25 protein-coding genes and 1 riboswitch are annotated in these 25,588 nt (G+C 60.8%); of the genes, 18 read left to right on the top strand and 7 right to left on the bottom strand.

Annotated features, from left to right (window positions below; all coding sequences use genetic code 11):
- Window positions 1–3: 3 nt before the first annotated feature.
- Window positions 4–1,590 carry an oxamate amidohydrolase gene (hpxW, locus tag SPE70_RS13350; protein ID WP_012541682.1) on the bottom strand — a complete coding sequence of 529 codons (1,587 nt, stop codon included), beginning with the start codon at window positions 1,588–1,590 and terminating at the stop codon, window positions 4–6.
- Between the two features lie 179 nt (window positions 1,591–1,769).
- On the opposite strand from hpxW, the gene hpxU reads away from it, so the two are divergent.
- The 7 genes from hpxU (at window position 1,770) to hpxK (ending at window position 8,171) form a co-directional block, all read left to right on the top strand.
- A complete protein-coding gene (hpxU, locus tag SPE70_RS13345) occupies window positions 1,770–2,609 on the top strand; it encodes a MurR/RpiR family transcriptional regulator HpxU (RefSeq protein ID WP_008804829.1) in 840 nt (279 codons plus the stop codon).
- A gap of 214 nt (window positions 2,610–2,823) precedes the next feature.
- Entirely contained in the window at window positions 2,824–3,609 is a 786-nt protein-coding gene (locus tag SPE70_RS13340) for a transporter substrate-binding domain-containing protein (RefSeq protein ID WP_004143665.1), read from the top strand.
- 9 nt (window positions 3,610–3,618) lie between these two features.
- Complete coding sequence (locus SPE70_RS13335; RefSeq protein WP_004176117.1) at window positions 3,619–4,284, top strand: amino acid ABC transporter permease; 666 nt, start codon at window positions 3,619–3,621, stop codon at window positions 4,282–4,284.
- The gene (locus tag SPE70_RS13330) at window positions 4,284–4,940 is read left to right on the top strand and encodes an amino acid ABC transporter permease (protein ID WP_004179948.1); all 657 of its coding nucleotides are present in this window, start codon (window positions 4,284–4,286) and stop codon (window positions 4,938–4,940) included. The genes SPE70_RS13335 and SPE70_RS13330 overlap by 1 nt, the downstream gene beginning before the upstream one ends.
- The gene (locus tag SPE70_RS13325; protein ID WP_008804830.1) at window positions 4,921–5,658 is read left to right on the top strand and encodes an amino acid ABC transporter ATP-binding protein; all 738 of its coding nucleotides are present in this window, start codon (window positions 4,921–4,923) and stop codon (window positions 5,656–5,658) included. The genes SPE70_RS13330 and SPE70_RS13325 overlap by 20 nt, the downstream gene beginning before the upstream one ends.
- A 15-nt stretch (window positions 5,659–5,673) precedes the next feature.
- The gene (locus SPE70_RS13320; protein WP_008804831.1) at window positions 5,674–6,915 is read left to right on the top strand and encodes a pyridoxal-phosphate-dependent aminotransferase family protein; all 1,242 of its coding nucleotides are present in this window, start codon (window positions 5,674–5,676) and stop codon (window positions 6,913–6,915) included.
- On the top strand, window positions 6,912–8,171 hold the full coding sequence (gene hpxK, locus SPE70_RS13315) for an allantoate amidohydrolase (RefSeq protein WP_023297648.1): 1,260 nt from the start codon (window positions 6,912–6,914) through the stop codon (window positions 8,169–8,171). Before SPE70_RS13320 ends, hpxK begins: the two co-directional genes overlap by 4 nt.
- Window positions 8,172–8,203: 32 nt before the next feature.
- Here hpxK and SPE70_RS13310 read toward each other — a convergent pair whose 3' ends face one another.
- A complete protein-coding gene (locus SPE70_RS13310; RefSeq protein ID WP_002905232.1) occupies window positions 8,204–9,181 on the bottom strand; it encodes an NAD(P)H-dependent flavin oxidoreductase in 978 nt (325 codons plus the stop codon).
- A 174-nt stretch (window positions 9,182–9,355) separates the two neighbouring features.
- Between SPE70_RS13310 and SPE70_RS13305 the strand changes: the two genes are divergently transcribed.
- Window positions 9,356–10,261 carry a LysR family transcriptional regulator gene (locus tag SPE70_RS13305; RefSeq protein ID WP_162493318.1) on the top strand — a complete coding sequence of 302 codons (906 nt, stop codon included), beginning with the start codon at window positions 9,356–9,358 and terminating at the stop codon, window positions 10,259–10,261.
- Between the two features lie 87 nt (window positions 10,262–10,348).
- A complete protein-coding gene (locus SPE70_RS13300; protein WP_025712450.1) occupies window positions 10,349–10,837 on the top strand; it encodes a hypothetical protein in 489 nt (162 codons plus the stop codon).
- Between the two features lie 233 nt (window positions 10,838–11,070).
- Here the strand turns inward: SPE70_RS13300 and SPE70_RS13295 are convergent, their stop codons facing one another.
- Both SPE70_RS13295 and SPE70_RS13290 read right to left on the bottom strand, forming a co-directional pair.
- On the bottom strand, window positions 11,071–12,171 hold the full coding sequence (locus tag SPE70_RS13295) for an NADH:flavin oxidoreductase/NADH oxidase (RefSeq protein ID WP_044613767.1): 1,101 nt from the start codon (window positions 12,169–12,171) through the stop codon (window positions 11,071–11,073).
- A 107-nt stretch (window positions 12,172–12,278) separates the two neighbouring features.
- The gene (locus tag SPE70_RS13290) at window positions 12,279–13,886 is read right to left on the bottom strand and encodes an FAD-NAD(P)-binding protein (RefSeq protein ID WP_023340169.1); all 1,608 of its coding nucleotides are present in this window, start codon (window positions 13,884–13,886) and stop codon (window positions 12,279–12,281) included.
- Window positions 13,887–14,162: 276 nt separating this feature from the next.
- Here SPE70_RS13290 and SPE70_RS13285 point away from each other — a divergent pair, with 276 nt between their 5' ends.
- Window positions 14,163–15,395 (top strand): MFS transporter, encoded by a 1,233-nt coding sequence (locus SPE70_RS13285; RefSeq protein ID WP_012541690.1) that lies wholly within the window; start codon window positions 14,163–14,165, stop codon window positions 15,393–15,395.
- A gap of 40 nt (window positions 15,396–15,435) precedes the next feature.
- On the opposite strand, the gene SPE70_RS13280 is transcribed toward SPE70_RS13285, so the two are convergent.
- Window positions 15,436–16,350 (bottom strand): DMT family transporter, encoded by a 915-nt coding sequence (locus SPE70_RS13280; RefSeq protein ID WP_064170245.1) that lies wholly within the window; start codon window positions 16,348–16,350, stop codon window positions 15,436–15,438.
- Between the two features lie 203 nt (window positions 16,351–16,553).
- Between SPE70_RS13280 and SPE70_RS13275 the strand changes: the two genes are divergently transcribed.
- Window positions 16,554–17,654 carry an iron-containing redox enzyme family protein gene (locus tag SPE70_RS13275; protein ID WP_064170244.1) on the top strand — a complete coding sequence of 367 codons (1,101 nt, stop codon included), beginning with the start codon at window positions 16,554–16,556 and terminating at the stop codon, window positions 17,652–17,654.
- On the opposite strand, the gene SPE70_RS13270 is transcribed toward SPE70_RS13275, so the two are convergent.
- Entirely contained in the window at window positions 17,630–18,208 is a 579-nt protein-coding gene (locus tag SPE70_RS13270; RefSeq protein ID WP_012968189.1) for a TetR/AcrR family transcriptional regulator, read from the bottom strand. The two genes, SPE70_RS13275 and SPE70_RS13270, sit on opposite strands and share 25 nt — an antisense overlap.
- Window positions 18,209–18,362: 154 nt before the next feature.
- Between SPE70_RS13270 and SPE70_RS13265 the strand changes: the two genes are divergently transcribed.
- Together SPE70_RS13265 and SPE70_RS13260 are read left to right on the top strand one after the other, a co-directional pair.
- Window positions 18,363–18,965, top strand: a complete 603-nt coding sequence (locus tag SPE70_RS13265; protein WP_032735635.1) for an HAD-IB family hydrolase — start codon at window positions 18,363–18,365, stop codon at window positions 18,963–18,965.
- Window positions 18,966–18,995: 30 nt separating this feature from the next.
- A complete protein-coding gene (locus SPE70_RS13260; protein ID WP_008804842.1) occupies window positions 18,996–19,574 on the top strand; it encodes a GNAT family N-acetyltransferase in 579 nt (192 codons plus the stop codon).
- 37 nt (window positions 19,575–19,611) lie between these two features.
- Here SPE70_RS13260 and oxlT read toward each other — a convergent pair whose 3' ends face one another.
- On the bottom strand, window positions 19,612–20,910 hold the full coding sequence (oxlT, locus tag SPE70_RS13255; protein WP_064170243.1) for an oxalate/formate MFS antiporter: 1,299 nt from the start codon (window positions 20,908–20,910) through the stop codon (window positions 19,612–19,614).
- A gap of 446 nt (window positions 20,911–21,356) precedes the next feature.
- Window positions 21,357–21,455, top strand: a riboswitch (guanidine-I (ykkC/yxkD leader).
- 56 nt (window positions 21,456–21,511) lie between these two features.
- Here oxlT and SPE70_RS13250 point away from each other — a divergent pair.
- Genes SPE70_RS13250 through SPE70_RS13230 form a run of 5 tightly spaced genes read left to right on the top strand, consistent with a single transcriptional unit; the run spans window position 21,512 to window position 25,562 of the window.
- A complete protein-coding gene (locus SPE70_RS13250; protein WP_008804844.1) occupies window positions 21,512–22,570 on the top strand; it encodes a putative urea ABC transporter substrate-binding protein in 1,059 nt (352 codons plus the stop codon).
- A 24-nt stretch (window positions 22,571–22,594) separates the two neighbouring features.
- Window positions 22,595–23,410, top strand: coding sequence for an ABC transporter permease (locus SPE70_RS13245; RefSeq protein ID WP_064170242.1), 816 nt, complete (start codon window positions 22,595–22,597; stop codon window positions 23,408–23,410).
- Window positions 23,407–24,183: an ABC transporter ATP-binding protein gene (locus SPE70_RS13240; protein WP_012541697.1), complete on the top strand. Its 777-nt coding sequence runs from the start codon at window positions 23,407–23,409 to the stop codon at window positions 24,181–24,183. The genes SPE70_RS13245 and SPE70_RS13240 overlap by 4 nt, the downstream gene beginning before the upstream one ends.
- 4 nt (window positions 24,184–24,187) lie before the next feature.
- A complete protein-coding gene (locus SPE70_RS13235; protein ID WP_008804847.1) occupies window positions 24,188–24,916 on the top strand; it encodes an urea amidolyase associated protein UAAP1 in 729 nt (242 codons plus the stop codon).
- Between the two features lie 10 nt (window positions 24,917–24,926).
- Window positions 24,927–25,562 carry an urea amidolyase associated protein UAAP2 gene (locus SPE70_RS13230; RefSeq protein WP_008804848.1) on the top strand — a complete coding sequence of 212 codons (636 nt, stop codon included), beginning with the start codon at window positions 24,927–24,929 and terminating at the stop codon, window positions 25,560–25,562.
- Window positions 25,563–25,588: the final 26 nt, after the last annotated feature.

The following is a 25,588-nucleotide window of genomic DNA, read 5'->3' as shown; positions in this document are numbered from 1 at the left end:
TCCTTAGTATCCGGCGGCGGCGCCGTTGCTGCGTGGATCGGTCGCCCCTTCAAGCAGGCCGTTGGGATGGCGGACAATGGCGCCGGCGTGGCCCATCGCTTCGCTGAAATCAGCCAGCACTTCCACTTCGTGCCCCAGCTCGCGCAGTCGCGCGATACAGGCGGGGGCAAAGCGTCCCTCCAGCTTCAGTGAATCGGAGGACTGGCCCCAGGTGCGGCCCAGCAGCCAGCGCGGACGGGAGATGCTCTCCTGCAACGGCACCCCCTGCAGGATATAGCGAGTAAACAGCGCCGCCTGAGTTTGCGGCTGACCGTCGCCGCCCATCGAGCCATAGACCATCACCCGGCCATCGTTCAGGCGGGCGGCGGCAGGGTTGAGGGTATGGAATGGCTGTTTGCCAGGGGCCAGCGCCAGGAGATGCTGCGGATCGAGGCTGAAGGCCGCCCCGCGGTTTTGCCAGACGATCCCGGTGTCCGGGAGCACCACGCCGCTGCCGAACTCGTGATAGATACTCTGAATAAATGACACTGCCAGTCCGCTGTTATCCACGACGCCCATCCAGACGGTATCGCCCGGGCCTTTGCCGCGGCCCCAGGGGGAAGCGCTGGCGTCGTCGATGCTGTCGGCCAGCGGCTGCAGGGCTTCCGGGGTGAGCAACTGCTGTACATCCACATCCAGATGGCGTGGATCGGTGATATGCGCATCGCGCAGGGCAAATGCCCGCTTGGTGGCTTCGACAATACGGTGCACCGTTTGCGCGTCGTCGGCATCGGCCATGTTCAGGCGGTCGGTGATGCCAAGGATCGCCAGCGACACCAGTCCCTGCGTCGGCGGCGCAAGATTCCACAGCGTGCCCTGCTGGTGCTGGAGCGTCAGCGGCGCCGGACGCCGGGCGCGGTGGGCCTGCAGGTCGCCGAGGGTGATCGGCATCCCCAGCGCGGCCATACCCTGCGCGAGACGCTCGGCCAGCGGCCCGCGATAGAAACTGTCGAGACCGTCGCTGGCCAGCATGCGCAGGGTACCGGCGAGGGCGGGCTGGCGAAAGCGGCTGCCGGGCCGCGGGGCCTCGCCCGATACCAGCCAGGTTTCGCTGAAGCCCGGCTGATGGCGCAACTCTTCCAGTTTGCTGGCGGTGGCGTGGGCTTGCGAGGCGGTGACCGGAATACCGTCTTCGGCATAGCCGATCGCATCGGCCAGCAGGCGGGCCACCGGCAGCGCGCGGCCGGTTAAGTCCCGTGAAATACGCAGCGCCTCGTCCCAGCCGCTGACGGTGCCGGCGACGGTCAGCGCGGCCTGCGGTCCCCGGTGGGGAATATGCTGCTGTCCGGCGTAGGCCTCGAGGGTCGCCAGCGATCCGGCCGCCCCGCTGGCGTCAATGGCGATGGGGTCTCCCTCAGGCGGTACGATCAGCCAGAAGCCATCGCCGCCGAGGCCATTCATATGGGGATAGACGACGGCGATGGCCGCCGCGGCAGCCACCATCGCTTCAATGGCGCTGCCGCCCTCGCGCAGGATCGCCAGCGCGCTCTGACTGGCGAGGTGATGGGGGGCCACCGCCATGCCGTGGGTCGAAACGTTGCTACTGTGCATAAATTATCCTTTCTGAACGAATCACCCGCAGAACACTGCAAAAGCTGTTCCATCTCTGAACGTTTCGTTTCATTGATAAAAACAATGACCAGAATTTTCCCACTGGCACGCTATGTGTAAGGCATAGCAGATACAGTATGATGAGGGATGGATGATGAAACGAAAGTTACAGGGGCGCTATGCAACAACTCGATGAACGACTGAAAGGGCAATACGCCTCGCTGTCGCCGCAGGAGCAGCGGGTGGCGGATTTCATCTTTGACCACTTTGATGACCTGATAAGCTACAACAGCGCCGAGCTGGCGCAGCTGAGCGGCGTGTCGAAAGCCACCGTCAGCCGGCTGTTCAAACGCCTCGGTTATGACAAATATAAGGATATGCGCGATGAACTGCGCACCCTGCGCCAGAGCGGGATGCCGCTGACCGACCAGCGCGACGCGGTGCAGGGTAACACGCTGCTGGCGCGCCATTATAAGCAGGAGATGGCGAACCTCACCCAATGGGTCAACGCCCTTGACGCCCGCCAGTTCGCCGAGGCGCTGACGGCGATGGTGGCCGCGCGCCGCATCGTGGTGGTGGGGATGCGTAACGCCTATCCGGCGGCGCTGCACTTGCGCCAGCAGCTGCTGCAGGCCCGCGGCCAGGTGCTGGTGCTGCCCCAGCCGGGTCAGAGTCTCAGCGAAGAGCTGGTCGATCTGACCGCCGATGATCTGGTGGTAATGATGGCGTTTCGCCGCCGGCCGCGAATAGTACGCCCGCTGCTGCAGCAGCTGCAGCGCGACGGGGTGCCGGTCCTGTTAATGTGCGAGCCGCAGGCCCACAGCCTGTTTCCGCTCTCCCGCTGGCAGCTCTGCGCGCCGCTGGACAGCGTCTCCGCCTACGACAGCTATGCCTCGGTCAACAGCCTGATTAATCTGCTGGCCAATGCCTTTCTCCATGAAACGCTCGACAGCGGTCGTCCGCGCATCCACGATATCGCCACGCTTTATCAGCAACTGGACGAGCTGGAACAACGCTAATGGGGCGCCAGCGTGGTGCTTTGCATTATTATGGTGCAAGAAAAACCACGTGATGGCGCCGCCGCTCGCTGAACACTTTCCCGTTAACGCTTGTCCTTTCTCACTTTTTGTTTTAATTCCTCGCCAACTCTCGCCTCGTCTGTATCTGGCACATTAGTTGCAAAAACAGATTCAAAGAATCTTTTGTTTCATGCTAACGTAACGGGTAAACATCATGAAGAAACTGTTGATCGCACTGGCCGGGGCCGCTTGTCTCCTTTCGTCTGTTTCTGCCGCGCAGGCTGACCAGCTCCAGGATATTGAAAAACGCGGCGTCATTCGTATTGCCGTGCCTCAGGATTTTCCGCCGTTCGGCTCGGTGGGCACCGACCTGCAGCCGCAGGGGTATGACATCGATATGGCGCGCTATCTGGCGAAATCGATGAAGCTCAAGCTGCAGCTGGTCCCGGTGACCAGCGCCAACCGCGTGCCGTATCTGCAGACCGATAAGGTGGACCTGGTGATCTCCAGCCTCGGCAAGAACGCCGAGCGCGAGAAGGTGATCGACTTCAGCCGCGCCTACGCGCCGTTCTTCCTCGGCGTGTTTGGCCCGAAAGGGGCGGAACTGAAGGACGCGGCCGCGCTGAGCGGCAAAAGCATCGGTGTGACCCGTGGGGCAGTGGAAGATATGGTACTGACCAGCGTGGCGCCGCAGGCGGCGCAGATTAAGCGCTACGAGGATAATAACACTACGCTGTCGGCTTACCTGTCCGGTCAGGTGCAGTATGTCGCGACCGGCAATCTGGTGGTGGCGGCCATCTCCCGGCAGAACGCCGACAAAGCGCCGGTGCCGAGCTTTATGCTGAAGGACTCGCCGTGCTTTATCGGTCTGAAAAAGAACGAACCGGCGCTGAAGGCGAAAGTGGATACCCTCATCGAGCAGGGCATTAAGGACGGCACCCTCAACGGTCTGTCTGAGAAGTGGCTGAAAGCGCCACTGCCTGCCAGCCTCGGCGCGTAAGGTCTGGGGATGACGGAGCAACTTCATTTCTCTGAGCTCTGGCCGCACTGGCCGGAGCTGCTGGCCGGCCTGTGGGTGACGGTGCAGTTGACGGTGCTGGCGACGATCGGCGGACTGGCGATCGGCATCCTCGGGGCGGCGATCCGCAGCGGGCGCCCGGGAATGCTCAGCCGGGTATGGGGCGGATATGTGGAAATCATCCGCAACACGCCGTTTGTGGTGCAGCTCTTTTTTATCGTCTTTGGTTTACCGAACCTTGGACTGAAGATGACCGCCGGTGAAGCGGCGCTGCTGGCGATGGTGGTTAACCTCGGCGCCTATAGCACCGAGATCGTCCGCGCCGGTATTCAGGTGACGCCGAAGGGCCAGTGGGAAGCCGGTCGCGTGCTCGGGCTTAGCCGGACGCAAACCTTCGTTCGCGTCGTATTGCCCCCGGCGCTGCAGCGGATTTACCCGGCGCTGGTCAGCCAGTGCATCATCGTGATGCTCGGCTCGTCAGTGGTGTCGCAGGTCTCCTATGAGGAGCTGACCTTCGCCGCCAACCTGATCCAGTCGCGGACATTTTTGAGCTTTGAGGTCTATCTGGTGACCACCGGGATCTACTTAGCGTTATCGATAGCGATGCGCCAGCTGCTGATGGCGGCGGGGCGTAAATGGCTGGGGGTACAGGCCTGATGACCACTTTTACTGACTGGGACATTATCCGCAACCTGCTGCTGGCCGGTCGCTGGACGGTGCTGCTGTCGCTGGTCGCGTTCACCGGCGGGGCGCTGGTCACCTTACCGTTACTGCTGCTGCGCCTCACCGGCGGACGCCAGGTGAAACGGTTGATCCGCGGCTACATCGAGCTGTTTCAGGGCACGCCGCTGCTGATGCAGCTGTTTCTGGCATTCTTTGGCGTGGCGCTGTTCGGCATCGACGTCTCGGCGTGGACCGCCGCCTCGGTCGCTCTGACGCTCTACACCAGCGCCTTTTTGCTGGATATCTGGTTCGGCAGCATTCGCGCGCTGCCCAAAGGCCAGTGGGAAGCCTCGCGGTGTCTCGGGCTGAGCTTCGGCCAGACCTTGTACCGCGTGGTGGCGCCGCAGGCACTGCGCATTGCCATCGCGCCGACGGTGGGCTTTGCCGTACAGGTGATCAAAGGCACGGCGCTGGCATCGATTATCGGCTTTGTGGAGCTGACCAAGGCCGGGACGATGCTGACCAACGTCACTTATCAGCCGTTTAAAGTGTTTGCCCTGGTGGCGCTGGGCTATTTCATTCTGTGCTATCCGCTGTCCCGCTACAGCCGCTATCTGGAGAACAAATTCAATGCCTCTCATCACCATTAATCAGATGCAGAAGTACTACGGCGACAACCATGTGTTGAAGGGCGTCGATCTGGATATCGACATGGGGGAAGTGATCTCGATCATCGGCCGCAGCGGCTCGGGTAAAAGCACCCTGCTGCGCTGTATCAATGGTCTGGAGGGCTACCAGGAGGGCAGTATCAAGCTCGGGGGCATGACCATCACCGACCGCGATTCACAGGCCCGGGAGATCAGCCGCTCCATCGGCATGGTGTTCCAGAACTTTAACCTGTTCCCGCACATGACGGCGCTGGAGAACGTCATGCTGGCTCCGCGGCGGGTACTGAAGAAGTCCCAGGCCGAATGCCGGGAGCTGGCGCAGCGGATGCTGGAGAAGGTCGGTCTTGGCGACCGTCTGGATTACTATCCGGCCAATCTCTCCGGCGGCCAGCAGCAGCGCGTGGCCATTGCCCGGGCGCTGGCCATGTCGCCGAAAGTTTTACTCTGTGACGAAATCACCTCGGCACTCGACCCGGAACTGGTGGGTGAAGTGCTGAAGGTGCTGGAGCAACTGGCGGCGGAAGGTATGACGCTGATCCTCGTCACCCATGAAATGAACTTTGCCCGCGAAGTGGGCGACCGCGTGGTGTTTATGCATCAGGGACGCGTCTGGGAGCAGGGCGACAGCAAAACGCTGTTCGCCAATCCGCAGACCAGCGAACTGAAACAGTTTATCTCCTCGGTGCGCGGTCTTAACTAACGTAAGGAATGGCAGATGGATATCACTCAGTTTTCACAAATTAACCCGCCGCAGCGCCTGCTGATGGGGCCGGGGCCGATCAATGCCGACCCGCGCGTGCTGCGCGCCATGTCGAGCCAGCTGGTTGGCCAGTACGATCCGGCGATGACCCACTACATGAATGAAGTCATGGCGCTCTACCGCGGTGTGTTTCGCACCGAAAATCGCTGGACGATGCTGGTCGACGGCACCTCGCGCGCCGGGATCGAAGCGATTCTGGTGTCGGCGATCCGTCCGGGTGACAAAGTGTTGGTGCCGGTGTTCGGCCGGTTTGGACATCTGCTGTGCGAGATCGCGCGTCGTTGCCGGGCAGAGGTGCACACCATCGAGGTGCCGTGGGGCGAGGTCTTTACGCCGGATCAGGTTGAGGACGCGATCAAGCGCGTGCGCCCGCGCCTGCTGCTCACCGTGCAGGGCGATACATCCACCACCATGCTGCAGCCGCTGGCGGAGCTGGGGGAGATTTGCCGTCGTCACGAAGTGCTGTTCTATACCGACGCCACCGCGTCGCTCGGCGGTAACCCGCTGGAAACCGACGCCTGGCAGCTGGACGCCGTGTCCGCCGGGATGCAGAAGTGCCTGGGCGGTCCTTCCGGCACGTCGCCCATCACCCTCAGCCCGCGGATGGAAGAGGTCATCCGCCGCCGCCGCTGCATTGAGCAGGGGATCCGCACCGATGCGCATCACGACGGCGTCGACGAGATGATCTATTCCAACTATTTCGATCTCGGCATGGTGATGGATTACTGGGGGCCGGAGCGCCTTAACCACCATACCGAAGCGACCTCGGCGCTGTTTGCCGCCCGGGAGTGCGCGCGCCTGATCCTCCAGGAGGGACTCGACAACGGCATCGCCCGCCACAAACTGCACGGCGATGCGCTGCTGAAGGGCATCCAGGCGATGGGGCTCGAGACCTTTGGCGACCTGCGGCACAAAATGAATAACGTGCTGGGGGTGGTGATCCCCAACGGGGTCAACGGCGATCAGGTACGCAAACTGATGCTGGAAGATTTCGGCATTGAAATTGGCACCTCGTTTGGTCCGCTGCACGGTAAAGTCTGGCGCATTGGCACCATGGGCTATAACGCGCGTAAAGACTGCGTGATGCAGACGCTCAGCGCGCTGGAAGCGGTCCTGAACTACCTCAAGTTCACCACCACTCAGGGCGCGGCGATGCAGGCGGCCTGGGATCACTACCGCACCGAGGCCACCCTATGAGTGATACCGCCCGCCAGCAGGCGGAGAGAGAAGCGGCTGCCAGCCGGGTGATGGCGCGTGCCGATCGGCTGGCCACCCTCAGCGAAACCGCCGATGCCCTGACCCGGGTCTATCTGTCGCCCGAGCATCTGCAGGCCAACCAGTTGGTGGGCCAGTGGATGCAGGCTGCCGGCATGATGGTGTGGCAGGACAGCGTCGGCAACATCTGCGGACGCTATGAAGGACAACAGGAGGGGGCGCCGGCGGTGCTGCTGGGTTCTCATCTTGACACCGTGCGCAACGCCGGACGCTACGACGGCATGCTCGGCGTGCTGGCGGCGATTGAGGTGGTCCAGCGTCTGCACCAGCAGGGGCGACGGCTGGCAAAGGCAATCGAGATCGTCGGCTTTGGCGATGAAGAGGGCACCCGCTTTGGCATCACCCTGCTCGGCAGCCGCGGCGTCACCGGCACCTGGCCTGAAAGCTGGCTGTCACAGTGCGATACCGACGGCGTGAGCGTCGCCCAGGCGCTGGTGAATGCCGGACTCGATCCGGCGCGGATCGGCGATGCGGCCCGTCTCCCGCGGGATATCGCCGCCTATCTGGAGCTGCATATCGAGCAGGGGCCGTGCCTGGAGCAGGCGGGGCTGGCGCTCGGCGTGGTGGAGGCGATTAACGGCGCTCGACGGCTGAACTGCCGCTTTACCGGCGAAGCTGGCCATGCCGGCACGGTGCCGATGCTCCACCGCAAGGACGCCCTCGCCGCGGCGGCGGAATGGATGGTGCAGGTGGAAAACCTGACCCGGCAGCGCGGCGGTAACCTGGTGGCGACGGTCGGCACCCTGCGCTGTGCGCCGGGCGCGGTGAACGTGATACCGGGCGAGGTGCAGTTGACGCTGGATATTCGCGGCCCGCAGGATGCGCCGCTGACGGCGCTGCTGGATGAGCTGCTGGGCGAGGCGCAGGCCATTGCCGGGCGTCGCCAGCTGCGTTTCGCCGCCGAGGAGTATTATCGCATCGCCGCCACCGCCTGCGACAGTCACCTGCAGGCGGTGCTGGGCGAGGCGGTAGCGGCGGTGCAGGGGCGTTCGCTGACGCTGCCGAGCGGCGCAGGGCATGACGCCATCGCCATCGCCGAGCGCTGGCCATCGGCCATGCTGTTTGTGCGTTGCCTGGGGGGCGTCAGCCATCACCCGGCGGAGTCGGTCACCGCCGCCGACGTCGGACTGGCTATCGACGCTTTCTCCCGGGCGGTAGAGAAGGTGGCCGACGCCTGATCGCGCCGGTTGCCGAGCCCCGGCTGGCGGCTTCACACCGCCAGCTGGTTGACCACCTCGGCGACAGAGGTGATGGCATGGATGTTGCCGATCCCCGCGCCCACCGAGATATACCCCTCATCAGTATTCCCCTCCAGCATGCCCAGCCGCATCCCGCGCAGACCGCCCATCGCCTGGGCCAGCTCGGCTTTTGAGGCGCCGGCACGATCCATGGCCACCAGTGTGTCGCTCAGTTTGCCGGGCAGCGCGCGGTAGTAGTCCGGCAGGGTACGGAACAGGCGCAGATCCAGACCGTTGGCGGCCACAATTTTCGCTTTCACCGAGTCGGGAACCCGGCTTTCGATGGTGCTGATAAATACCGAGCCGGCGAAAACCCCTTCCGCACCGAGGGCGTGGACGGCGCGCGCGCCCCGGGCGTCGGTGATCCCTCCGGCGGCCATCACCGGAACCCGCTGTACCGCGTCAACGATCAGCGGGACGATGGTGAAGGTCCCGAGGGCGGTACCCGGCAGCGTGCCGCCTTCGTCAAAGCCGGTGGCGACAATAATATCCGCTCCGGCCTGCTCCGCGCGGCGGCTGTTCTCCGGCGTCGGGTTGATGTCACGATAGATAATGGTGATCCCGGCGGCTTTCAGTTCGTCGAACAGCGCCGGTTTTAACGAACCATCGCCGTAGCCGGTGTAGACCACCACCTTAACCCCTTCCTCTTTGATCACCGGCAGGATCGCCGGCGTCCAGATGTCATTTTCCGCCGTCGGGATCAGGTTGACGCCAAAGGGTTTCTCGGTCAGCTGTTTGGTTTTGCGGATCTCTTCGCGCATTTTCTCGGCGGTGGCCTCCGGGGTGGAAACGGCGGTTGCCGCCGTCAGTCCGGCGTTCGGGCCCAGCACGCCAAGCCCACCGGCGTTGCCGACGGCCGCCACCAGACGAGCATCGGTTAGCCAGGAGAGGGGCCCCTGGACCACCGGTTTTTCAATACCCAGAATGCGGGCGACGCGGTTAGGTTGCATGATATTTTTCCTTTTATGTTAATAAGTTATAAATTTCTTCGCCCCAGCGATGCGGCAATGAGGGCAGTGTAGGCGTCTTTATTGTTTTAAAAAATGAGCAAAAACTTTCATCACTATTATTAAATTAGTAATAATGTGAACTGATGAAGAGGTGTGAGGCGGGCCATCATGCAAATGAATCTGTTTGAAAATATTAAAATTTTTATTGAAATCGTCGATGCCGGCAGCTTTGCCCAGGCGGCTGAAAATTTGCAGATCCACCGACCGGCGGTGACCAAAGCGCTGCAGCAGCTGGAGCAGGAGAGCGGGGTCCGGCTGCTGCAGCGCACCACCCGGCGTCTGTATCTTACGCCGGAGGGGGAAGAGTTTTATCGTCGCAGCAAACCGTTGCTCTCCCAGGCCGACGATCTGCTGGAGTCGTTCGCGCCGGACCGGCCGATCCGCGGTCAGCTGCGCGTTGATATGCCGATCGCCTTTGCCCGGCTGCTGGTGATCCCGCATCTGCCGGATTTTTATCAGGCCCATCCGGAGGTGGAGATTGTCCTCAGCAGCTCCGACGTACGCCGGGATATGCTGCGCGATGGTCTGGATTGCCTGCTGCGGGTGGGGGATCTTGAGGATGGCGACTATGTGGCGCGTTCGCTGGGGGAGGTGGCGTTAACCACCTGCGCCAGTCCGGGCTATCTGGCGCGCTATGGGGCGCCCGCGACGCTGGAGGACCTGCAGTCGCATCTGGCGGTGAACTGGGTGAACAGCAGCAGCCGGCAGATTATGCCCTGGCGATTCCAGACCCCGGAGGGCATCAGGCAGATCGCCATCCCCGGTAAACTGGTGCTGGACAACTCTGAAGTCTTTACTGCCGCCGGGCTGGCGGGGCTGGGGATGCTGCAGGGGATGCGTTTCTTTTTGCAACCTTATATCGACAGCGGGCAACTGGTGGAAATTTTGCCGGACTTTCCGGCGCCGCGTCGACCGTTGTCGCTACTCTATCCGCACCGGCATCTGTCGCATAAGGTGCGGGTCTTTGCCGACTGGCTGCAGGGGCTGGTAGCGACCCTGGATCGATCGGTGTCGGCTTGACTCTGCCGACTGAGCGATTATATATAAAATGTGAATGCTATTAAGCAATGAATCACAAAGCTGGATAACGACTTAACCTGTAAGGGAATGCTGATGAAACTCTGGAATAAAACACTACTTGCTTCCGCTCTGTGTCTGACCCTGTTTGGCTGCGACGATGCGTCGAAAGTGGATAACAAACTGGATAAGGCCAAAGATAATGCGGAGCAGATGAAGGATGCCGCGGCGGACAAAGCGCAGGCGATTAAACAGGATGCGGATAAGCAAATCGATACGCTGAAAAGCCAGGCTGACGCCGAGGCCGACCGCCTGAAGGATCAGGCCAGCGCCATCAAGGCGGAGGCGGACAAGAAAGCGGATGCCATCGCCCAGCAGGCGAAAGCCCAGGCCGATGCCGTGAAGCAGAACGCAAAGCAGGAAAGTGACCGCATAGTCAAAGAGGCGGGTCAAATCAAAGACAATGCCATCGGCGACGCCAATCAGCTCTCGGCGGAGGCGGCGAGCAAAACCAAGGCCATCCAGGACAGTATCGCGGCGGACAAACAGAACACCACGCCACCGCCCGCCCAGCAGTAACCTGCGCTGTTTGCCTGACCCGCGCCAGGAAATATAGGGAGCGGAGCCTGATAGATTGCCCGGCGGCGCTGCGCTTGCGCGGGCCTACGCAGGGAGCGGGTTGGCTGCGCAATGACCGGGTATCATCCTTTTGTAGGCCGGGCAAGGCGCCGCCGCCGCCCGGCACGTGGACAGCAATAACATCCTGCTCAGGGGTATCTTACGATACCCCCTTTTTTATGCGCGCTGCGGGTTCAACGGTTTGGCAGCAGGGTGCCTTTCAGGCCGTGTGGCTCGGAGCGCAGGTACTGCGAAGGGACGCGAACCTGGGCGCCGAGGCTGGCCGCAGCGTGCCACGGCCAGTGCGGATCGTAGAGTACCGCGCGGGCGAGGGCGATCAGGTCGGCATCGCCATCCTCCAGCGCCGCTTCCGCCTGCTGCGGATCGGTGATCAGCCCCACGCCAATCACCGGGATGGCAACCTGCTGGCGAATGTCGTGGGCGAATGGCAACTGATAACCCGGTCCGACGGTGATCGACTGCTGCGGCGACAATCCGCCGCTGGAGACGTGAATATAGTCGCTGCCCAGCGCTTCCAGTTGCTGGCTAAACTGAATGGACTGCTCGCAGTCCCAGCCGCCTTCGACCCAGTCGGTAGCCGACAGCCTGACGCCCACCGCCATGGTGTTGCCCACCGCCTCGCGGATCGCGTTAAACACTTCCAGCGGATAGCGCAGACGGTTTTCCAGAGAACCGCCGTACTCATCACGGCGCTGATTGCTGAGCGGCGAGAGAAACTGGTGCAGCAGATAGCCGTGGGCGGCGTGCAGTTCAATTAGCTCAAAGCCCAGACGCTGGGCGCGCAACGCGCTGGCGACAAACGCCGCTTTGATGCGCGCCATATCGGCATGGCTCAGCTCAGCGGGGGCGCGGTCGCCATCGTGAAACGCCACGGCGGAGGGGGCAACGGTTTGCCAGCCACCCTCATTAAGGGCCAGCTGATGACCACCCTGCCACGGGGCCGCGCAGGAGGCTTTGCGTCCGGCGTGCCCCAGCTGGATCCCCAGGCGGATCGGCGACCAGGCCCGAATATCCTCTACCACCGCGCGCAGCGCGTTTTCGGTTTCATCATCCCACAAACCCAGATCCCCCGGCGAGATACGTCCCGCTGGTTCTACCGCCGTGGCTTCCAGAATTAACAGGCCAGCGCCGGAGAAAGCCAGCTGACCAAGATGGATCCGGTGCCAGGAGGTGGCTTTACCCTCGTCGGCGGAGTACTGACACATGGGGGCAATAACGATGCGGTTATCCAGCGCCAGCTGACCAATACGCGTCGCGCTAAAAAGATGGCTCATGAGTACCTCGTAAAAGTTAGACAGGGTCTTGCATGGGGGCGAACAGTCACTGTTTATAGCACGCCTGTTTGCCCTTCTTTATTCGGATATTGCGTTTAAGCAGCCCGCTATTCGATAAACCACAGGCGGCGCCGGCGGCCCGTTGCCTGCTGCGACACGGCACGGGCCATCGCGCTGCCAATTTCGGCGCTGGCCGTCAGCCCCTGCACAAAGGGACGATCGTGCATCAGCCAGGGAAGGGCGCCGAAAGCGACCCGGCCGCGCAGCGTCTCGGGCGCCTGCAGCGTGTAGTCATCGCCGACGTCCGGAATGTCGTCGCCGCAGGCCAGCAGCTGCTGGCGCAGCGATGGGAAGGGCAGGTCCCGGGTTTTCAATGCTTGTTGCCCGCGGGCATCGATAAACACATCGAATTCACAGCGCTGCTGATGATGGACAATCAGCGTTCGGTGAGACTCGCGCTGCAGGTCATAATCCTCGCCGAGCGCCACAATACGCAGAATACCGGCCTGGTGCAGGGCCAGCAGCCGGCGAATGGATTCCGGCGGGATGGCGGCATAGTTATCGATAAACACCCGGGCGAGCCCGCGCCGGAAGCGGCGGCTGTCCTCGTCGTTGAGTTCCGGCACCACGCTTTCAATCGCCTCGTGCAGGCGGAGAATGGCATAGCGCCAGGGCACCGTGTGGTGTTCGCGCTTATTGCGCTCCACCTCCTGCAGATTGCGTTGCGCCCACTGGAACGGGTCATGGGTGAGACGGTCGGCAAACCAGGCCTCGGCGATGCTGTCAGGCGTTAGCTGGCGCAGCCCCGTCGCCTCGCACCAGGCCGGGGCGGCATATTCCAGCTCCTGCACGACCAGCTCGAATACCCGATCCAGTAGCCCGTCACTGCCCTGCGCGACGGCAGCCTCAAGGGCGGCAGGGGTGGCGATCTCCAGCGGCTCCCATGGGATCGGACAGTAAAAATCGGCTTCCGGGAGCACCCCATTGCGCGACAGCAGGGTGATCTCCAGCGCCTCGCTGCCAGGATGGAGGGTAAAATGGGTCGTTTTGTCGTTCTCAGTATGGAAAACACCATGCTGGGCCACCACGGCGATGGCGGCATCAATGGCGCTTAAAGAGGTCCCGAGGATCCCGACCCGGCAGGGCGCGATCCGGGCGTCCATCAGTCCGGTCCACGGACTGGGGAAATACTGTCGACTGGCGCGCTCTTCCTCAGGCCACAGATGGCCGGTGGCAATCGCCACCAGGTCGACGATAACCGGTTCTGCCGCGCTATCAGTGTGGATGGCGATCCCGGCGGGCTGGACGGCAATATCCGTCACTTCACAGGATTCACAAACGCTAACGATGAAGCCGGCGTCCCGGGCCCGCTCAGTGAGATACAGAAAACGGTCGCGATAGTACTCGCCGAGGATCACTCGCGGCAGGAACTGGCGCTCATGCAGCGTGTGCCGCTCGAGGCCGCGCGCCGCCAGCCAGGCGTCGCTGTGCTGCTGCAGCCATTGCAGATAGGTCAGGTCGATAGGGGGGATCTCAATGCTGGCGATGTTAGCCAGCATTTGCGCCGCCGTATTATCGTCACTGTAGGGCATACCCACCCCGGCCTGCGCCTCTTTTTCAAACAGGGTGATCGCCAGCGGCTCGCCACGCTTCACCAGTTCATAGAACGTGTAAATCCCCGTCGGCCCCACGCCGACGATGGCAACTCTCTTCATGATTCTCTCCCTTCCTGTGGGCGGATGCGGCATGGACAGCGGTTCACTGTCGCCAGCCTCTCCTTAATTCTGGTCGAAAATTGCCGATCCGGTGGGCCGTTACACGCAATTTGAAACAAATTAGCAGGCTAATAAACTTGCCGACGGCCGGAAAAAGGGTGTAATTAACAAAAGAGCAACTTTCTATACAAACAATTTACATAAGCGGTGACACCAGCTTGCTCTGCCGGACGCCGCGCAAGCTCCCGGCAACCCCGTCGGGATAGGGATGACAAGATGCATGGCTGGACTTCACGACAGCGCAACGCGGCGATTGCCAGTTTTTTAAGCTGGACGCTCGATGCTTTCGATTTCTTTCTGTTGGTCTTTTTACTGAGCGATATCGCCCACTCGTTTCACGTCGACCTTGAAGAGGTCACTCTGGCGATTCTGCTTACCCTGGCCGTGCGGCCGATAGGCGCGCTGATTTTCGGCAGGGCAGCGGAAAAGTATGGCCGCAAACCCATTCTGATGCTGAATATCGTCTTCTTCTCCGCCTTTGAGCTGCTCTCCGCCGCCGCGCCGTCGTTGCTGCTGTTTTTTCTGCTGCGGGTGCTGTATGGCGTGGCGATGGGCGGGATCTGGGGCGTGGCCTCGTCGCTGGCGATGGAGACGATCCCCGACCGCTCGCGTGGCCTGATGTCCGGCCTGTTCCAGGCGGGATATCCCTTCGGCTATTTGCTGGCGGCCGTCGCCTACGGCCTGCTGTTTGAACAACTCGGCTGGCGCGGGATGTTTGTGATTGGCGCCGCGCCGGTGCTGCTGCTGCCGTTTATCTATTTCTGCGTCGAGGAGTCCCCGGTTTGGCTGGCGGCCCGGCAAAGTAAAGCGAGCACGGCGCTGCTGCCGGTACTGCGTAGTCACTGGAAGCTGTGCCTGTACCTGGTGGTGCTGATGGCGGCCTTCAACTTTTTCTCCCACGGGACGCAGGATCTCTACCCGGTCTTTTTGAAAGTCCAGCACGGCTTCGAGCCTAAAACGGTCAGCATCATCGCGGTCTGCTACAACATCGCCTCGATTATGGGTGGAGTGTTCTTCGGTTCGCTGTCGGAGAAGATTGGCCGACGCAAAGCGATTATGATCGCCGCCCTGCTGGCGCTGCCGGTCATTCCACTGTGGGCTTTCGCCAGCGGCTCGCTGGCGCTGGGGGCGGGGGCGTTTCTGATGCAGTTTATGGTGCAGGGGGCCTGGGGAGTGATCCCCACCTGGCTCAATGAACTGGTCCCGGCCAACACCCGGGCGGTGCTGCCTGGCTTCGTCTATCAGCTGGGTAATCTGCTGGCTTCGGTGAATGCCACTCTCCAGGCGTCAATCGCCCAGCATCATGGGCATAACTACGGTCTGGCGATGGCCCTGGTGGCCGGTACGGTGGCGATTGTCATTACCGTCCTGACCTTCTTTGGTCGCGAGGGACGGGTGATCCAGCCCGCAGGAGCGGGACATCGCCAGCCGCTCTCCACCAGCCGTTAACTTCTGCTGCCGGGCGTCGTCAGGCGCCCGGCAGCGTAGGTTAGCCGCGCAGACGAATTGCCGCCGCCTGGCGTTTCTCCAGCGAGCAGATCCCAATCCCCACCATGATAAACAGGGCGCTGAACAGATGCCAGGCATGCGGCTGGGTATGCAGGAAGAGGATGCTCAACACCCCGCCGGAGAGCGGGATGATATGGGTGTAAATTTCTCCCCGGGTGGCGCCAATCGCGGCGATACCTTTGTTCCAGAACAGATAGGCCAGCCACGACGGGAAAATCACCAGATACGCCAGGCCGCTGAGGAAAAACGGCTCGCGCCAGGCGGCCCAGTCCTGCGCCGGGTGGCGCATCAGCCAGAAGATGACGATGGGCAGCAGGATCAGGGCGCCGAGCAGCGAGCTGACGGCGACAAAGCCATTCGCCGGGATCCGGCGGTCCTTCAGACATAATAGCGAGCAGTAGAGCGCCCAGCTCAGCGCCGACCCCATGGCCCACAGATCGCCGACGGAAAAGGTATGCAGCGAGGTGGCATGCAGTGGGTTCCCCTGGAATAACAGGATCATCACGCCAAGGGTGCTGAAGATGACCCCCAGCCAGTTGCGGGCCGATACCGGGTCACGGAAAATCAGCCGGTTAATCAGCAGCACCATGCTTGGCGTGGCGGACATATAGATGGCGGCGTTGAGGGCGGAGGTGGTTTGCAGGCCAATATAGAGCGTGAGCGGGAAGCTGACCTGGCCACAGAGCGTTAGCACCAGCACCGCCGGCGCATTTTCCCGCAGCAGGTGGCGGCTGGCGGCGATCTGCCGGCGGTAGAGCAGGCCCAGCAGCAGCGCCGTCAACGCCCATCGCGCTTCGGTCATCAGGATCGGATCCACGCCCTGAACCAGCACGTGACCGACCACGTAATTTCCCCCCCAGAACAGGGCGGCCAGCGTCAGTAACAGATAGGGCATGCTGATTCCTTGCGTCGCTTATCACTGTACCAGATGGTAACTTTAATAATTTTATAATATCAATATTTTTATAGTGGTCTTTTCTGTTATTTATTAAAAGTATTTATTTTACAATATGATATTTGTTATTCCTAAATTTTCGTTGCCGCGTTGCGAACGGTACTATACCGTATATTTGCCATGCATTTAACAGGGACAAATCCATGCGTAACACAGAAAATGGGGTCATTGGTAGTGACCAGACCGCGGTGATGGCCAGGCTGACACTGGATGAGTTAATTGACCAGCTTCTGCACAGCAACGCGCTGTCGCTGAAGCTGACGGCCAACCCGCTGGTGGCCGACAGAGCCTGGCATCTGACTGAGAATACCTGCATCCGCGCCTTCTCCGCTGATGATCCACAGGCCAAAAAGCGGGCTCACCATGCGCTGTTCATCCTCTATCAGTCCTGGCTTGCCGACCCGCTCTCGCCAGCGGCAGCCAATCAGTTTCATCCGCTACTCTCCGGGATCAGAAACTACATTGAGTCTGAGTGGCTGCGGGCGGAAAGCAAACGTTTCCACCGCCAGAGACCGGTGCTTAACGCCGGCAATATCGTCGACGAACTGCGCGCCTTATGCCAGCAGCACCCGGCGTCTCATCATCCGCTGTTCGATTTCCTTGCCAGCGAGGCCTCCGCGGCGCAGATCGACTATTTCTTCAAAAGCGACAGCGCGCTGAATCTGCTGTTCTTCGATCTTGTGGCGATGGGGCTGGTCGGTTCGCTGCCGGAAACCCGCGCCGAGATTGCGCAAAATCTGTGGGATGAGATAGGTCAGGGCAGCACTGAGATCACCCACGTCAATCTGTATAAGGATTTACTGAAGCGGCGGAATATCGCGTTGCCGGACAATCATTTTGCCCATTTGTACGAGTGGCAGGGTCTGGCCGGGTATAACGCCTTTATGCTGGGCGGCGTAAACCGTCAGCATTATTACAAATCGCTGGGGGTCATGGCGATGACCGAGCTGCTCGACCCACCGCAGTATGAAAAGCTGGTGGCGGGCTGCCGGCGGATTGGGCTTTCCGATCGCGACGTGCATTACTATGCCGAACATATCACCGTCGATATCGGTCATGCGGACGGCTGGCTGAACAATGTGATTGTGCCGATTGGCAAAAAACATCCGGCGGCGATGGAGGAGGTCTACTTTGGCGCCGCGCTGCGCCTGCAAACCTGCAACGATTACTATGATTGCCTGCTGGCGGCCCTGCAGTCGCTGGACGGCAGCGCATTATCTCACAGCGTTCCGCCTTCTGAGTAAATAAGCGCTTTGGCTGCGCTCCAGGCGGTGATCCCCGGTGGGATCTCCCGGCATTCGACGGACTCGGCCTGCTGAGCGGCGATAGCGCCATCGATGAGCATCACCATCATCATGGCGACCCGCTCGGCAGGTTCCGGTTTTAACACCTGCAGGAGGATATCGCGGAAGAACTGCCAGAGAAGCGACTTGAATCGGGAGCACTGCTCCCGGATCGCCGGCGATGACGCGCCATATTCAAACAGCGCGCGGGTAAACATGCAGCCGTGGAACGTGTCGCAGGTAAACCAGCGATGGTAGTAGTCGAACACGGCAAACAGCTTTTCCCGCGCGGTGGCTTTATCCGCCGTGATCTGCGCCAAATCCTGCATAAATTCGCTCTCTTTCTGCTTGAGGATAGCCAGAATGAGCGCCTCTTTATCGGCGTAATAGCGGTAGAAGGTCATTTTGGAGATGCCGGCATGTTCAGCAATCCGCTCGATGCTGGGCGACTGATATCCTTCGCGATTAAACAGCGCGCTGGCGTGGCGGAGAATGTCCGCTTGTTTTGGCTTCATGCGTTTTCCTGTCGAATGGTTCGCTGTCACGACTGCCGGTGACACGGCCGTCCTGCGACAGCGGTGCATTATGCCGGATCTTGCCGCCAGACGGGCAAAAAGTAAATCAGCCGCGGTTTATGCGGCGTCGGTGTTTTTGAATAAGGTTACAAGGATGAAGAAGAACATTGCCTTTTTTGACTTCGATGGCACGATAACCCACGAAGATACTTTTACCCCTTTCATTTATCAGTCCCTCGATGCGAAAGCCGTTCGTCGGGGCAAGCTGCGTCTGTTACCGCATATTCTCGCCTGGAAAATGGGCTGGCTCTCAGCCTCTGCTATCCGGCAAAAAGTCTTTCATTATGCTTTTGCTGGAAAATCGCAGCCTGAGATCCTGCAACGTGGCAACGATCATAGCCAGGTGTTTATTCCCCGCACGCTGCGGGAGAACGCGATGCAGCGTATAGCCTGGCATCAGGCGCGAGGAGACACCGTGGTGGTGGTCTCAGCCTCGCTGGATGTCTATCTTCGTCCATGGTGCCAGCAGCACCATCTCGAACTGCTGTGCAGCGAAGTTGAATTTCAAAACGGGGCAGCGACTGGAAAGTATCAAGGCGGAGACTGCAGCGGCCTGGCGAAAAAGGCGCGTATCCTGGCGAGCTACCCCCTGGCCGATTACGAGGAGATCTTCGCCTACGGCGATACGCCGGAAGATTTCGCCATGCTGGCGCTGGCCACCACTAAAATCTATCGCTGGGATGAGGCTCCGCCATGAGCCTGGCAGCGTCAGGCTGCGCAGGTTAAGATGGCCCCGCGATTGCCTGTCTCATTAAGAAGAAGAGAAGAGATGATGTTACCCCTGACCACGCCCCGGCTGCTGCTGCGCCGGTTCAGAACGGAAGATCTGCCGTCTTTCAGCCATTATCGCAATCTGCCGGAGGTGGCCCGCTTTCAGAGCTGGACCCACTACGGCATGACAGAGGCGACAGCCTTCTATGAACAACAGCGTTCGCTGGCCTTTGCTGAGGATGAGAGCTGGTTCCAGCTTGCCGTAGAGATCCAGGCCAACGGTGCGCTGGCGGGAGATGTGGGGATCCACTTTTTCGATCAGGGCAGACAGGCCGAGCTGGGGATGACCTTTTCCCCGGTGTATCAGCATCAGGGGTATGCCCGGGAAGCCATGCGGGCGGTGATGGCCTTACTCTTTGAACAGTTAGCCCATCACCGGCTGATGGCGGTGGTTGATACCCGCAATTCCGGCGCGATCAAACTCCTTGAAGGGCTGGGCTTTCGTCGCGAGGCGCATTACCGGCAGAATATCTTTTTTAAAGGCGAGTGGGGCGATGAGTATCTGTACGCGCTGCTGCGCAGCGAATATCCGTGAAGTGACGGGCGAGCCGTCACTTCTGTCAGCGCTGCAGTTAGCTGTGCTGGCGGATAAAGCGCGCGCGCCACGGTTTTAGCACCCACAGCGCGAGGGCGGCGGTGACAAAATCAAGACCAATAGCGCAGCTGAAGACCACATGCCAGCCGTGGGTGTACTGATAGAGCAGTGCCGCCAGCGGGCCGCCGAAGATTGACCCGATGCCCTGAGAAATATACAGCCAGCCATAGTTGGTGGCGGCATGCTCGCTGCCGAACGTATCGGTGAGTGTCGACGGGAAGAGAGAGAAGATCTCCCCCCAGCCAAAGAACACCACCCCGGAGAGCAGGACAAACAGCAGCGGATCTTCCCGGCACGCCAGCCAGAGCATCATCGCCACGCCTTCCAGCGCAAAGGCGATAAACATGGTTTGCTCGCGGCCGAAGCGGTCGGAAATAAAGCCAAACAGCGGCCGGGTTAAGCCGTTAGTAAAGCGGTCTATCGTTAACGCCAGCGGCAGCGCCGCCATGCCAAACACCACCGCCTGGCTAATGCCGAAATCCTCGGCGAACACCGCCATCTGCGAAGTGACCATCAGCCCAGAAGTCGACATCATCGCCATCATGGCGAACATCAGCCAGAACAGCGGCTGGCGCAACATTTCCCGGGAAGTAAACGATCTGCTGCTCTGCGCCACCGTCTGACTGACGGGCTGGGAGACAGCGGGCGGCGGCAGCTTCAGCCCCTGACTGGCGAGGAAGCCGACGAGGGCGAAAAGGATCCCGAAAGTCGTCATCGTGTGTTCAAAGCCGTTAGTGGTCAGCGACAGGGAGATGGGGAAGGTGGTTATGATGGCCCCCATCCCGTAGCCCGCCGCCACCGCGCCGGCGGCAAATCCCCGCTGCTGTGGGAACCATTTGACCATCAGGCCGACAACGCCGATGTAGACGATCCCGGTCCCGAGGCCGCCCATGCAGCCATAAACCAGCCAGAGCGTTGCCAGGCCATTCACCTGCGCGGAAAGCACCCAGCTCATTCCCGCCATCACCGTGCCAATAGCGATCAGCCGCCGTGGGCCAAACTTTTCCACTAACCGCCCCTGAAAAGGGGAAAAGAAGGTCTGCAGGATGATCAGCAGCGAGAAGGTGACCTGCAATTCTGGCAAACCCACGCCAAGCTTGGCGGCCAGAGGTTTTGTCAGCAGCGTCCAGACATATTGCGGACTGGAAATGGCGGCCATACAGATCAAGCCCAGCACCAGCTGGCGCCATTTGCCATATTTCGGGGTAACCAACGGTTCGCTGAGTGTCGTCATGTTGTTCTCCGTTTTCAGTAAGCAGGCTTCCGTGAAACGCATCCACCCTGGATGCCTCACGGAAAGGGGAAGGTGGCGACCGCAGAGTGACGACGTGTTGTGGCCATACGGCATACGATCTTGTCCACATCGCGGTATACAAGCGCACAGCATTAAACGTGCCATATAAAATAATCATTTATATTCAGCAGGTTAATGTAATCAGGTGGTAACTGACGGGATGCGACATGGTGAAGGAGCGGCACTGAGGCGGTGCAAATGGGTCATCGCAGTGCGTGGGAAACGTTCGTGGCAAATCCACAGAATGTCGGCGCATGCGCTCTGCGTTTTCCTGCACCAAAGCCATGCAATGCCCCAACATCACTCCCCATTTTTGGGAATCGATGCGTCCGCTGGCGGCGAAACGCGGCTGTGAGCGGCCTCTGGCTCCTGGCATGGCGCTTGCAAGAACATCGGCAGAAAGCAGCGCAACAGACAATTCAGATCACACAATAGCTGGCTAGGGTTCCGGTTCACCGCGGTGAACGTCTGGTCCGAGAGCTGGCGACCTCGGCGAGGTTACACGGCGGGATAAAAGCCCGGGAGACAGCAGCACCGTTGGGTGTCGCGCTGCTCCGTTTCTCGTGCTAACCAGAGGTCCACCATGAAAACATCGCCGCTCCTCCGCTCACTTGTCCTATCGCTGACGCTGCTGACCAGCGTTCCGTCGTTTGCCGCCGTCAAAAAAGAGTTCAACGTCTGCTGGACTATCTACGCCGGCTGGATGCCCTGGGGAACCATCAGTAACGAAAAGATCATTGATAAATGGGCCAGCAAATACGGCATCAAGATCAATATCGTCCAGCTCAACGATTACATCGAATCCATCAACCAGTACACCGCCGGGCAGTTTGACGGCTGCACGATGACCAACATGGACGCGTTGACGATCCCGGCGGCGGGCGGTGTCGACAGCACAGCGCTGATCACCGGCAGCTACTCCGACGGTAACGACGGGGTGGTCCTGAAAGGGGCGGATAAAAAGCTCAGCGACCTGAAAGGGATGTCGGTGTATCTCCCGGAGCTGTCGGTATCCCACTATCTGCTGGTGCGCGGCCTGGAAAAAGCCGGGCTGCAGGAAAAAGACGTCAAGGTGGTGAATACCTCCGATGCCGATATCGTCTCGGCCTTCGGCACCAGCGGCGTGCGGGCGGCGGTGGCCTGGAATCCACAGCTGTCGGTTATCAAAAAGACCCCGCAAACCAGCGAAGTGTTTAGCTCCTCGCAGGTGCCCGGCGAGCTTATCGACATGATGGTGGTGAATACCCAGACCCTGAAAGATAACCCCGCGCTGGGCAAAGCCCTGACCGGCGCCTGGTTTGAAATGATGGCCAAAATGAAGGCCGGGGATAGCCAGGCGTTGAGCGCCATGGCCGCCGACTCCGGCACCGATCTTGCCGGCTACCAGGCTCAGCTGAAAACAACCCATCTGTTTTGGACCCCTGCCGACACCCTGGCGTTTATCTCCTCGCCGGATCTGGCGAAAACGATGCAGCGAGTGGCGCAGTTCTCGTTCGATAAAGGCCTGCTGGGTGAAGGGGCGCAGAGCGCGGACTTTATCGGCATGACCTTCCCGGGAAATGTCACCCTCGGCGATGCCGCCAACCGCAAACTGCGCTTTGACGACAGCTACCTGAAGCTGGCCGCCGCGGGCCAGCTGTAATGATTATCGCCGGGAGACCACGCCATGCGCCACATTAACCGTCATCCCCAAAAGGGGATGCGCCTGACGCTGATGCTGCTGCCTTTTGTCGTGCTGATCGCCGCCTGGTTTATTGGATCGGCGGTGCGGCTGGAAGCCAATCCGCAGGACAAGTTGCTGCCAGGCCTGTCGCAGATGGTGGCAGCCATTGACCGAATGGCGTTCACCCCGGACAAACGCAGCGGTGAGTATCTGCTGTGGGTCGATACGCTGATCAGCCTGAGCCGTCTGTTGACGGGCCTGGCCGTCTCGTCGCTGATCGGCCTCGGTATCGGCATCGCCGCCGGCGTCTTCCCGATGTACCGCGCGGCGCTGTCGCCGCTGTTGACGGTGGTGTCAATGATCCCGCCGCTGGCGATCCTGCCGGTGCTGTTTATCGTCTTCGGCCTCGATGAGCTGTCGAAAGTGATGCTGATCGTCATCGGCATTACGCCAATGCTGGCGCGCGACCTGGAGCAGCGGGCGAAGGAGATCCCAGCGGAGCTGTTTATTAAGGCGCAGACCCTCGGCGCCAATAGCTGGACCCTGGTGCTGCGGGTGGTGCTTCCCCAGCTGCTGTCGCGGCTGATCACCTCTCTGCGCCTGCTGCTGGGCTCAGCATGGCTGTTCTTGATCTCCGCCGAGGCCATCTCCGCTACCGCCGGACTGGGGTACCGCATTTTCCTGGTGCGGCGCTATATGGCGATGGACGTGATTATTCCCTATGTCATCTGGATCACCTTGCTGGCATGGCTGATGGATCTGGCGCTGCGCCAGCTGCACAAAGCCTGTTTCCCGTGGGCGGAAGGAGGCCGGGGATGAGTTTTATCGACATCAAAAACATCTGGCAGGAGTACGGCGATCACGTGGTGCTGGAGCGCATCAATCTGCAGGTGAAAGAGGGCGAGTTTTGCTCGATGGTCGGCGCGTCCGGTTGTGGTAAATCGACCTTTTTACGCCTGCTGCTCGGTCAGGAAAAACCGACCCGTGGCGACATCCTGCTAGATGGCCAGCCGCTGGCGGCGGAGCCGGATCGCAGCCGCGGCGTGGTCTTCCAGCGCTATTCGGTGTTTCCGCATCTCAACGTGCTGGATAACGTCGCCATCGGCCTGGAGCTGCCGGCGTCCCCGCTGCTGGGGCGCCTGTTTGGCGGCAGAAAACGCGAGGCCCGGCAACAGGCCCAGCACATGCTGGAGAAAGTGGGGCTGGGGCACGCTCTGGATAAATATCCGGCGCAGTTGTCCGGGGGGATGCAACAGCGGCTGGCCATCGCCCAGGCGTTCGTGATGCAGCCGCGGGTGCTGCTGCTCGATGAGCCCTTCGGCGCGCTGGATCCCGGCATTCGCAAAGATATGCATGCGCTGCTGCTCCAGCTGTGGAGCGAAACGCGCATGACGGTGTTTATGGTCACCCACGATCTGGCCGAAGGCTTCAACCTGGGCACCCGGCTGCTGGTGTTCGACAAAGTGCGCATTGATCCGCAGGCGCCTAACGCCTGGGGAGCGCGCATTACCTACGACATTCCGCTCAATGAGGCGCGGATGGCGCAGCTGGCCACCGGTAGCGACACCAACGTTTACGCATTAAGGAGATAAATTGATGACCGTACTTTTTCACGCCACTCCCAGCCTGCGCGAAGAGCGGCTTCCCGGCGGGGCGCATACCTCGCTGATTTTGCGCAAAGGGCAGATCCTGCGCCTGACTGATATCGACGGCGGGGCGAACGTCAGCATGATGATGCTCAACCCCCATGAGAAAAGTGAGCGTCTGAACCTGCCGGATACCCTCAAGGGCCAGCATACTGCGCGCCTGACCGCCGGACACTGTTTCTACTCCGACATGGGCCGGGTGCTGGCCGGGATCGTCGCCGACAGCTGCGGCTGGCACGACCCGTTCGGCGGGGTCCTTAACGCCGAAGAGACACACGACAAATATGGCGCCGGACGCTACCAGGAATTACGTAATGGCTTCTACCGCAACGGCGTCGATAACCTGCTGGTGGAGATGGGCAAATGGGATCTCGGCCTGGAAGATCTGCTGATGGTGGTCAACTTCTTCAGCAAAGTCACCGTCGATGACGAGGGCCGTTTCCAGTTTGTTGCCGGCAACAGTCGCGCCGGGGATTACGTTGAGCTGTTTGCCCCGATGGACGTCCTGCTGGTGCTCACCGCGCTGCCGCATCCCCAGGATCCGGCCACAGAATATGCCCCCCGTCCGGTACAGCTGAGCTGGTATCAGGCCGACGATGAGGACGCGGCCATCCAGGCGCTCCTGACCCGCGATGAGAATCAGCGCGCGTTCCGTAATACCCAACTTTTTGCCCTGTAAGGAGGCGTTCATGACCGTTATCACCAGTAACCGACGCCCGGAAGAGGCCGTCTATCGCCATGTGATCCCGGCCGGGGAACCCTGGCTGTTTGAGGTTAAAAAAGGGCAAACCCTGCGCCTGCTTGATCTCGAAGGCAATCAGGCGATTGATACCCTGTTTTACAACGCCGACAACCCGCGCGAGCGCTACGATGCGCAGCGCACGCTGCGTCGCCAGGGGAACGCTTACCTGACCGCCGGCAGCGTGCTCTATTCCAACCTCGGCCATCCGCTGATGACCATCGTGGCCGATACCTGCGGGCGGCACGATACCCTCGGCGGCGCTTGCGCCCAGGAGAGCAACACCGTGCGCTACGCCCTCGACAAGCGCTATATGCACAGCTGCCGGGACAATTTTCTCTGCGCCTGTCTGCACGATGGCCGCCTGCATAAGCGCGATATCGGCGCCAACATTAACTTCTTTATGAACGTGCCGGTGACGCCGGAGGGCGGTCTGACCTTTGCGGACGGCATCTCGGCGGCAGGAAAATACGTTGAACTGCGCGCGGAGTGTAACGCCATGGTGCTGATCTCCAACTGTCCGCAGCTCAACAATCCCTGCAATGGCTGGAACCCGACCCCCGCCGAGGTGCTGGTATGGAACTGACCCGCTGGCAGCGCTGGCGTTTGCTG

It is taken from the genome of Klebsiella sp. ZJOU C1 (assembly GCF_035620215.1).
GTDB lineage: Bacteria > Pseudomonadota > Gammaproteobacteria > Enterobacterales > Enterobacteriaceae > Klebsiella > Klebsiella variicola.
This window is presented reverse-complemented; position numbering and strand designations above follow the sequence as displayed.

What these genes read in the sequence shown, in the direction of transcription:
- SPE70_RS13260 (WP_008804842.1), top strand. Translation starts at nt 18,996, where the DNA reads ATGGCCCCGCGATTGCCTGTCTCATTAAGAAGAAGAGAAGAGATGATG.
- SPE70_RS13280 (WP_064170245.1), bottom strand. Translation starts at nt 16,350, where the DNA reads ATGCCCTATCTGTTACTGACGCTGGCCGCCCTGTTCTGGGGGGGAAAT.
- hpxU (WP_008804829.1), top strand. Translation starts at nt 1,770, where the DNA reads ATGCAACAACTCGATGAACGACTGAAAGGGCAATACGCCTCGCTGTCG.
- SPE70_RS13275 (WP_064170244.1), top strand. Translation starts at nt 16,554, where the DNA reads ATGCGTAACACAGAAAATGGGGTCATTGGTAGTGACCAGACCGCGGTG.
- SPE70_RS13285 (WP_012541690.1), top strand. Translation starts at nt 14,163, where the DNA reads ATGCATGGCTGGACTTCACGACAGCGCAACGCGGCGATTGCCAGTTTT.
- SPE70_RS13295 (WP_044613767.1), bottom strand. Translation starts at nt 12,171, where the DNA reads ATGAGCCATCTTTTTAGCGCGACGCGTATTGGTCAGCTGGCGCTGGAT.
- SPE70_RS13310 (WP_002905232.1), bottom strand. Translation starts at nt 9,181, where the DNA reads ATGCAACCTAACCGCGTCGCCCGCATTCTGGGTATTGAAAAACCGGTG.
- SPE70_RS13250 (WP_008804844.1), top strand. Translation starts at nt 21,512, where the DNA reads ATGAAAACATCGCCGCTCCTCCGCTCACTTGTCCTATCGCTGACGCTG.
- oxlT (WP_064170243.1), bottom strand. Translation starts at nt 20,910, where the DNA reads ATGCGTTTCACGGAAGCCTGCTTACTGAAAACGGAGAACAACATGACG.
- SPE70_RS13265 (WP_032735635.1), top strand. Translation starts at nt 18,363, where the DNA reads ATGAAGAAGAACATTGCCTTTTTTGACTTCGATGGCACGATAACCCAC.
- SPE70_RS13245 (WP_064170242.1), top strand. Translation starts at nt 22,595, where the DNA reads ATGCGCCACATTAACCGTCATCCCCAAAAGGGGATGCGCCTGACGCTG.
- SPE70_RS13290 (WP_023340169.1), bottom strand. Translation starts at nt 13,886, where the DNA reads ATGAAGAGAGTTGCCATCGTCGGCGTGGGGCCGACGGGGATTTACACG.
- hpxW (WP_012541682.1), bottom strand. Translation starts at nt 1,590, where the DNA reads ATGCACAGTAGCAACGTTTCGACCCACGGCATGGCGGTGGCCCCCCAT.
- hpxK (WP_023297648.1), top strand. Translation starts at nt 6,912, where the DNA reads ATGAGTGATACCGCCCGCCAGCAGGCGGAGAGAGAAGCGGCTGCCAGC.
- SPE70_RS13325 (WP_008804830.1), top strand. Translation starts at nt 4,921, where the DNA reads ATGCCTCTCATCACCATTAATCAGATGCAGAAGTACTACGGCGACAAC.
- SPE70_RS13235 (WP_008804847.1), top strand. Translation starts at nt 24,188, where the DNA reads ATGACCGTACTTTTTCACGCCACTCCCAGCCTGCGCGAAGAGCGGCTT.
- SPE70_RS13330 (WP_004179948.1), top strand. Translation starts at nt 4,284, where the DNA reads ATGACCACTTTTACTGACTGGGACATTATCCGCAACCTGCTGCTGGCC.
- SPE70_RS13240 (WP_012541697.1), top strand. Translation starts at nt 23,407, where the DNA reads ATGAGTTTTATCGACATCAAAAACATCTGGCAGGAGTACGGCGATCAC.
- SPE70_RS13270 (WP_012968189.1), bottom strand. Translation starts at nt 18,208, where the DNA reads ATGAAGCCAAAACAAGCGGACATTCTCCGCCACGCCAGCGCGCTGTTT.
- SPE70_RS13230 (WP_008804848.1), top strand. Translation starts at nt 24,927, where the DNA reads ATGACCGTTATCACCAGTAACCGACGCCCGGAAGAGGCCGTCTATCGC.
- SPE70_RS13305 (WP_162493318.1), top strand. Translation starts at nt 9,356, where the DNA reads ATGAATCTGTTTGAAAATATTAAAATTTTTATTGAAATCGTCGATGCC.
- SPE70_RS13300 (WP_025712450.1), top strand. Translation starts at nt 10,349, where the DNA reads ATGCTGATGAAACTCTGGAATAAAACACTACTTGCTTCCGCTCTGTGT.
- SPE70_RS13320 (WP_008804831.1), top strand. Translation starts at nt 5,674, where the DNA reads ATGGATATCACTCAGTTTTCACAAATTAACCCGCCGCAGCGCCTGCTG.
- SPE70_RS13340 (WP_004143665.1), top strand. Translation starts at nt 2,824, where the DNA reads ATGAAGAAACTGTTGATCGCACTGGCCGGGGCCGCTTGTCTCCTTTCG.
- SPE70_RS13335 (WP_004176117.1), top strand. Translation starts at nt 3,619, where the DNA reads ATGACGGAGCAACTTCATTTCTCTGAGCTCTGGCCGCACTGGCCGGAG.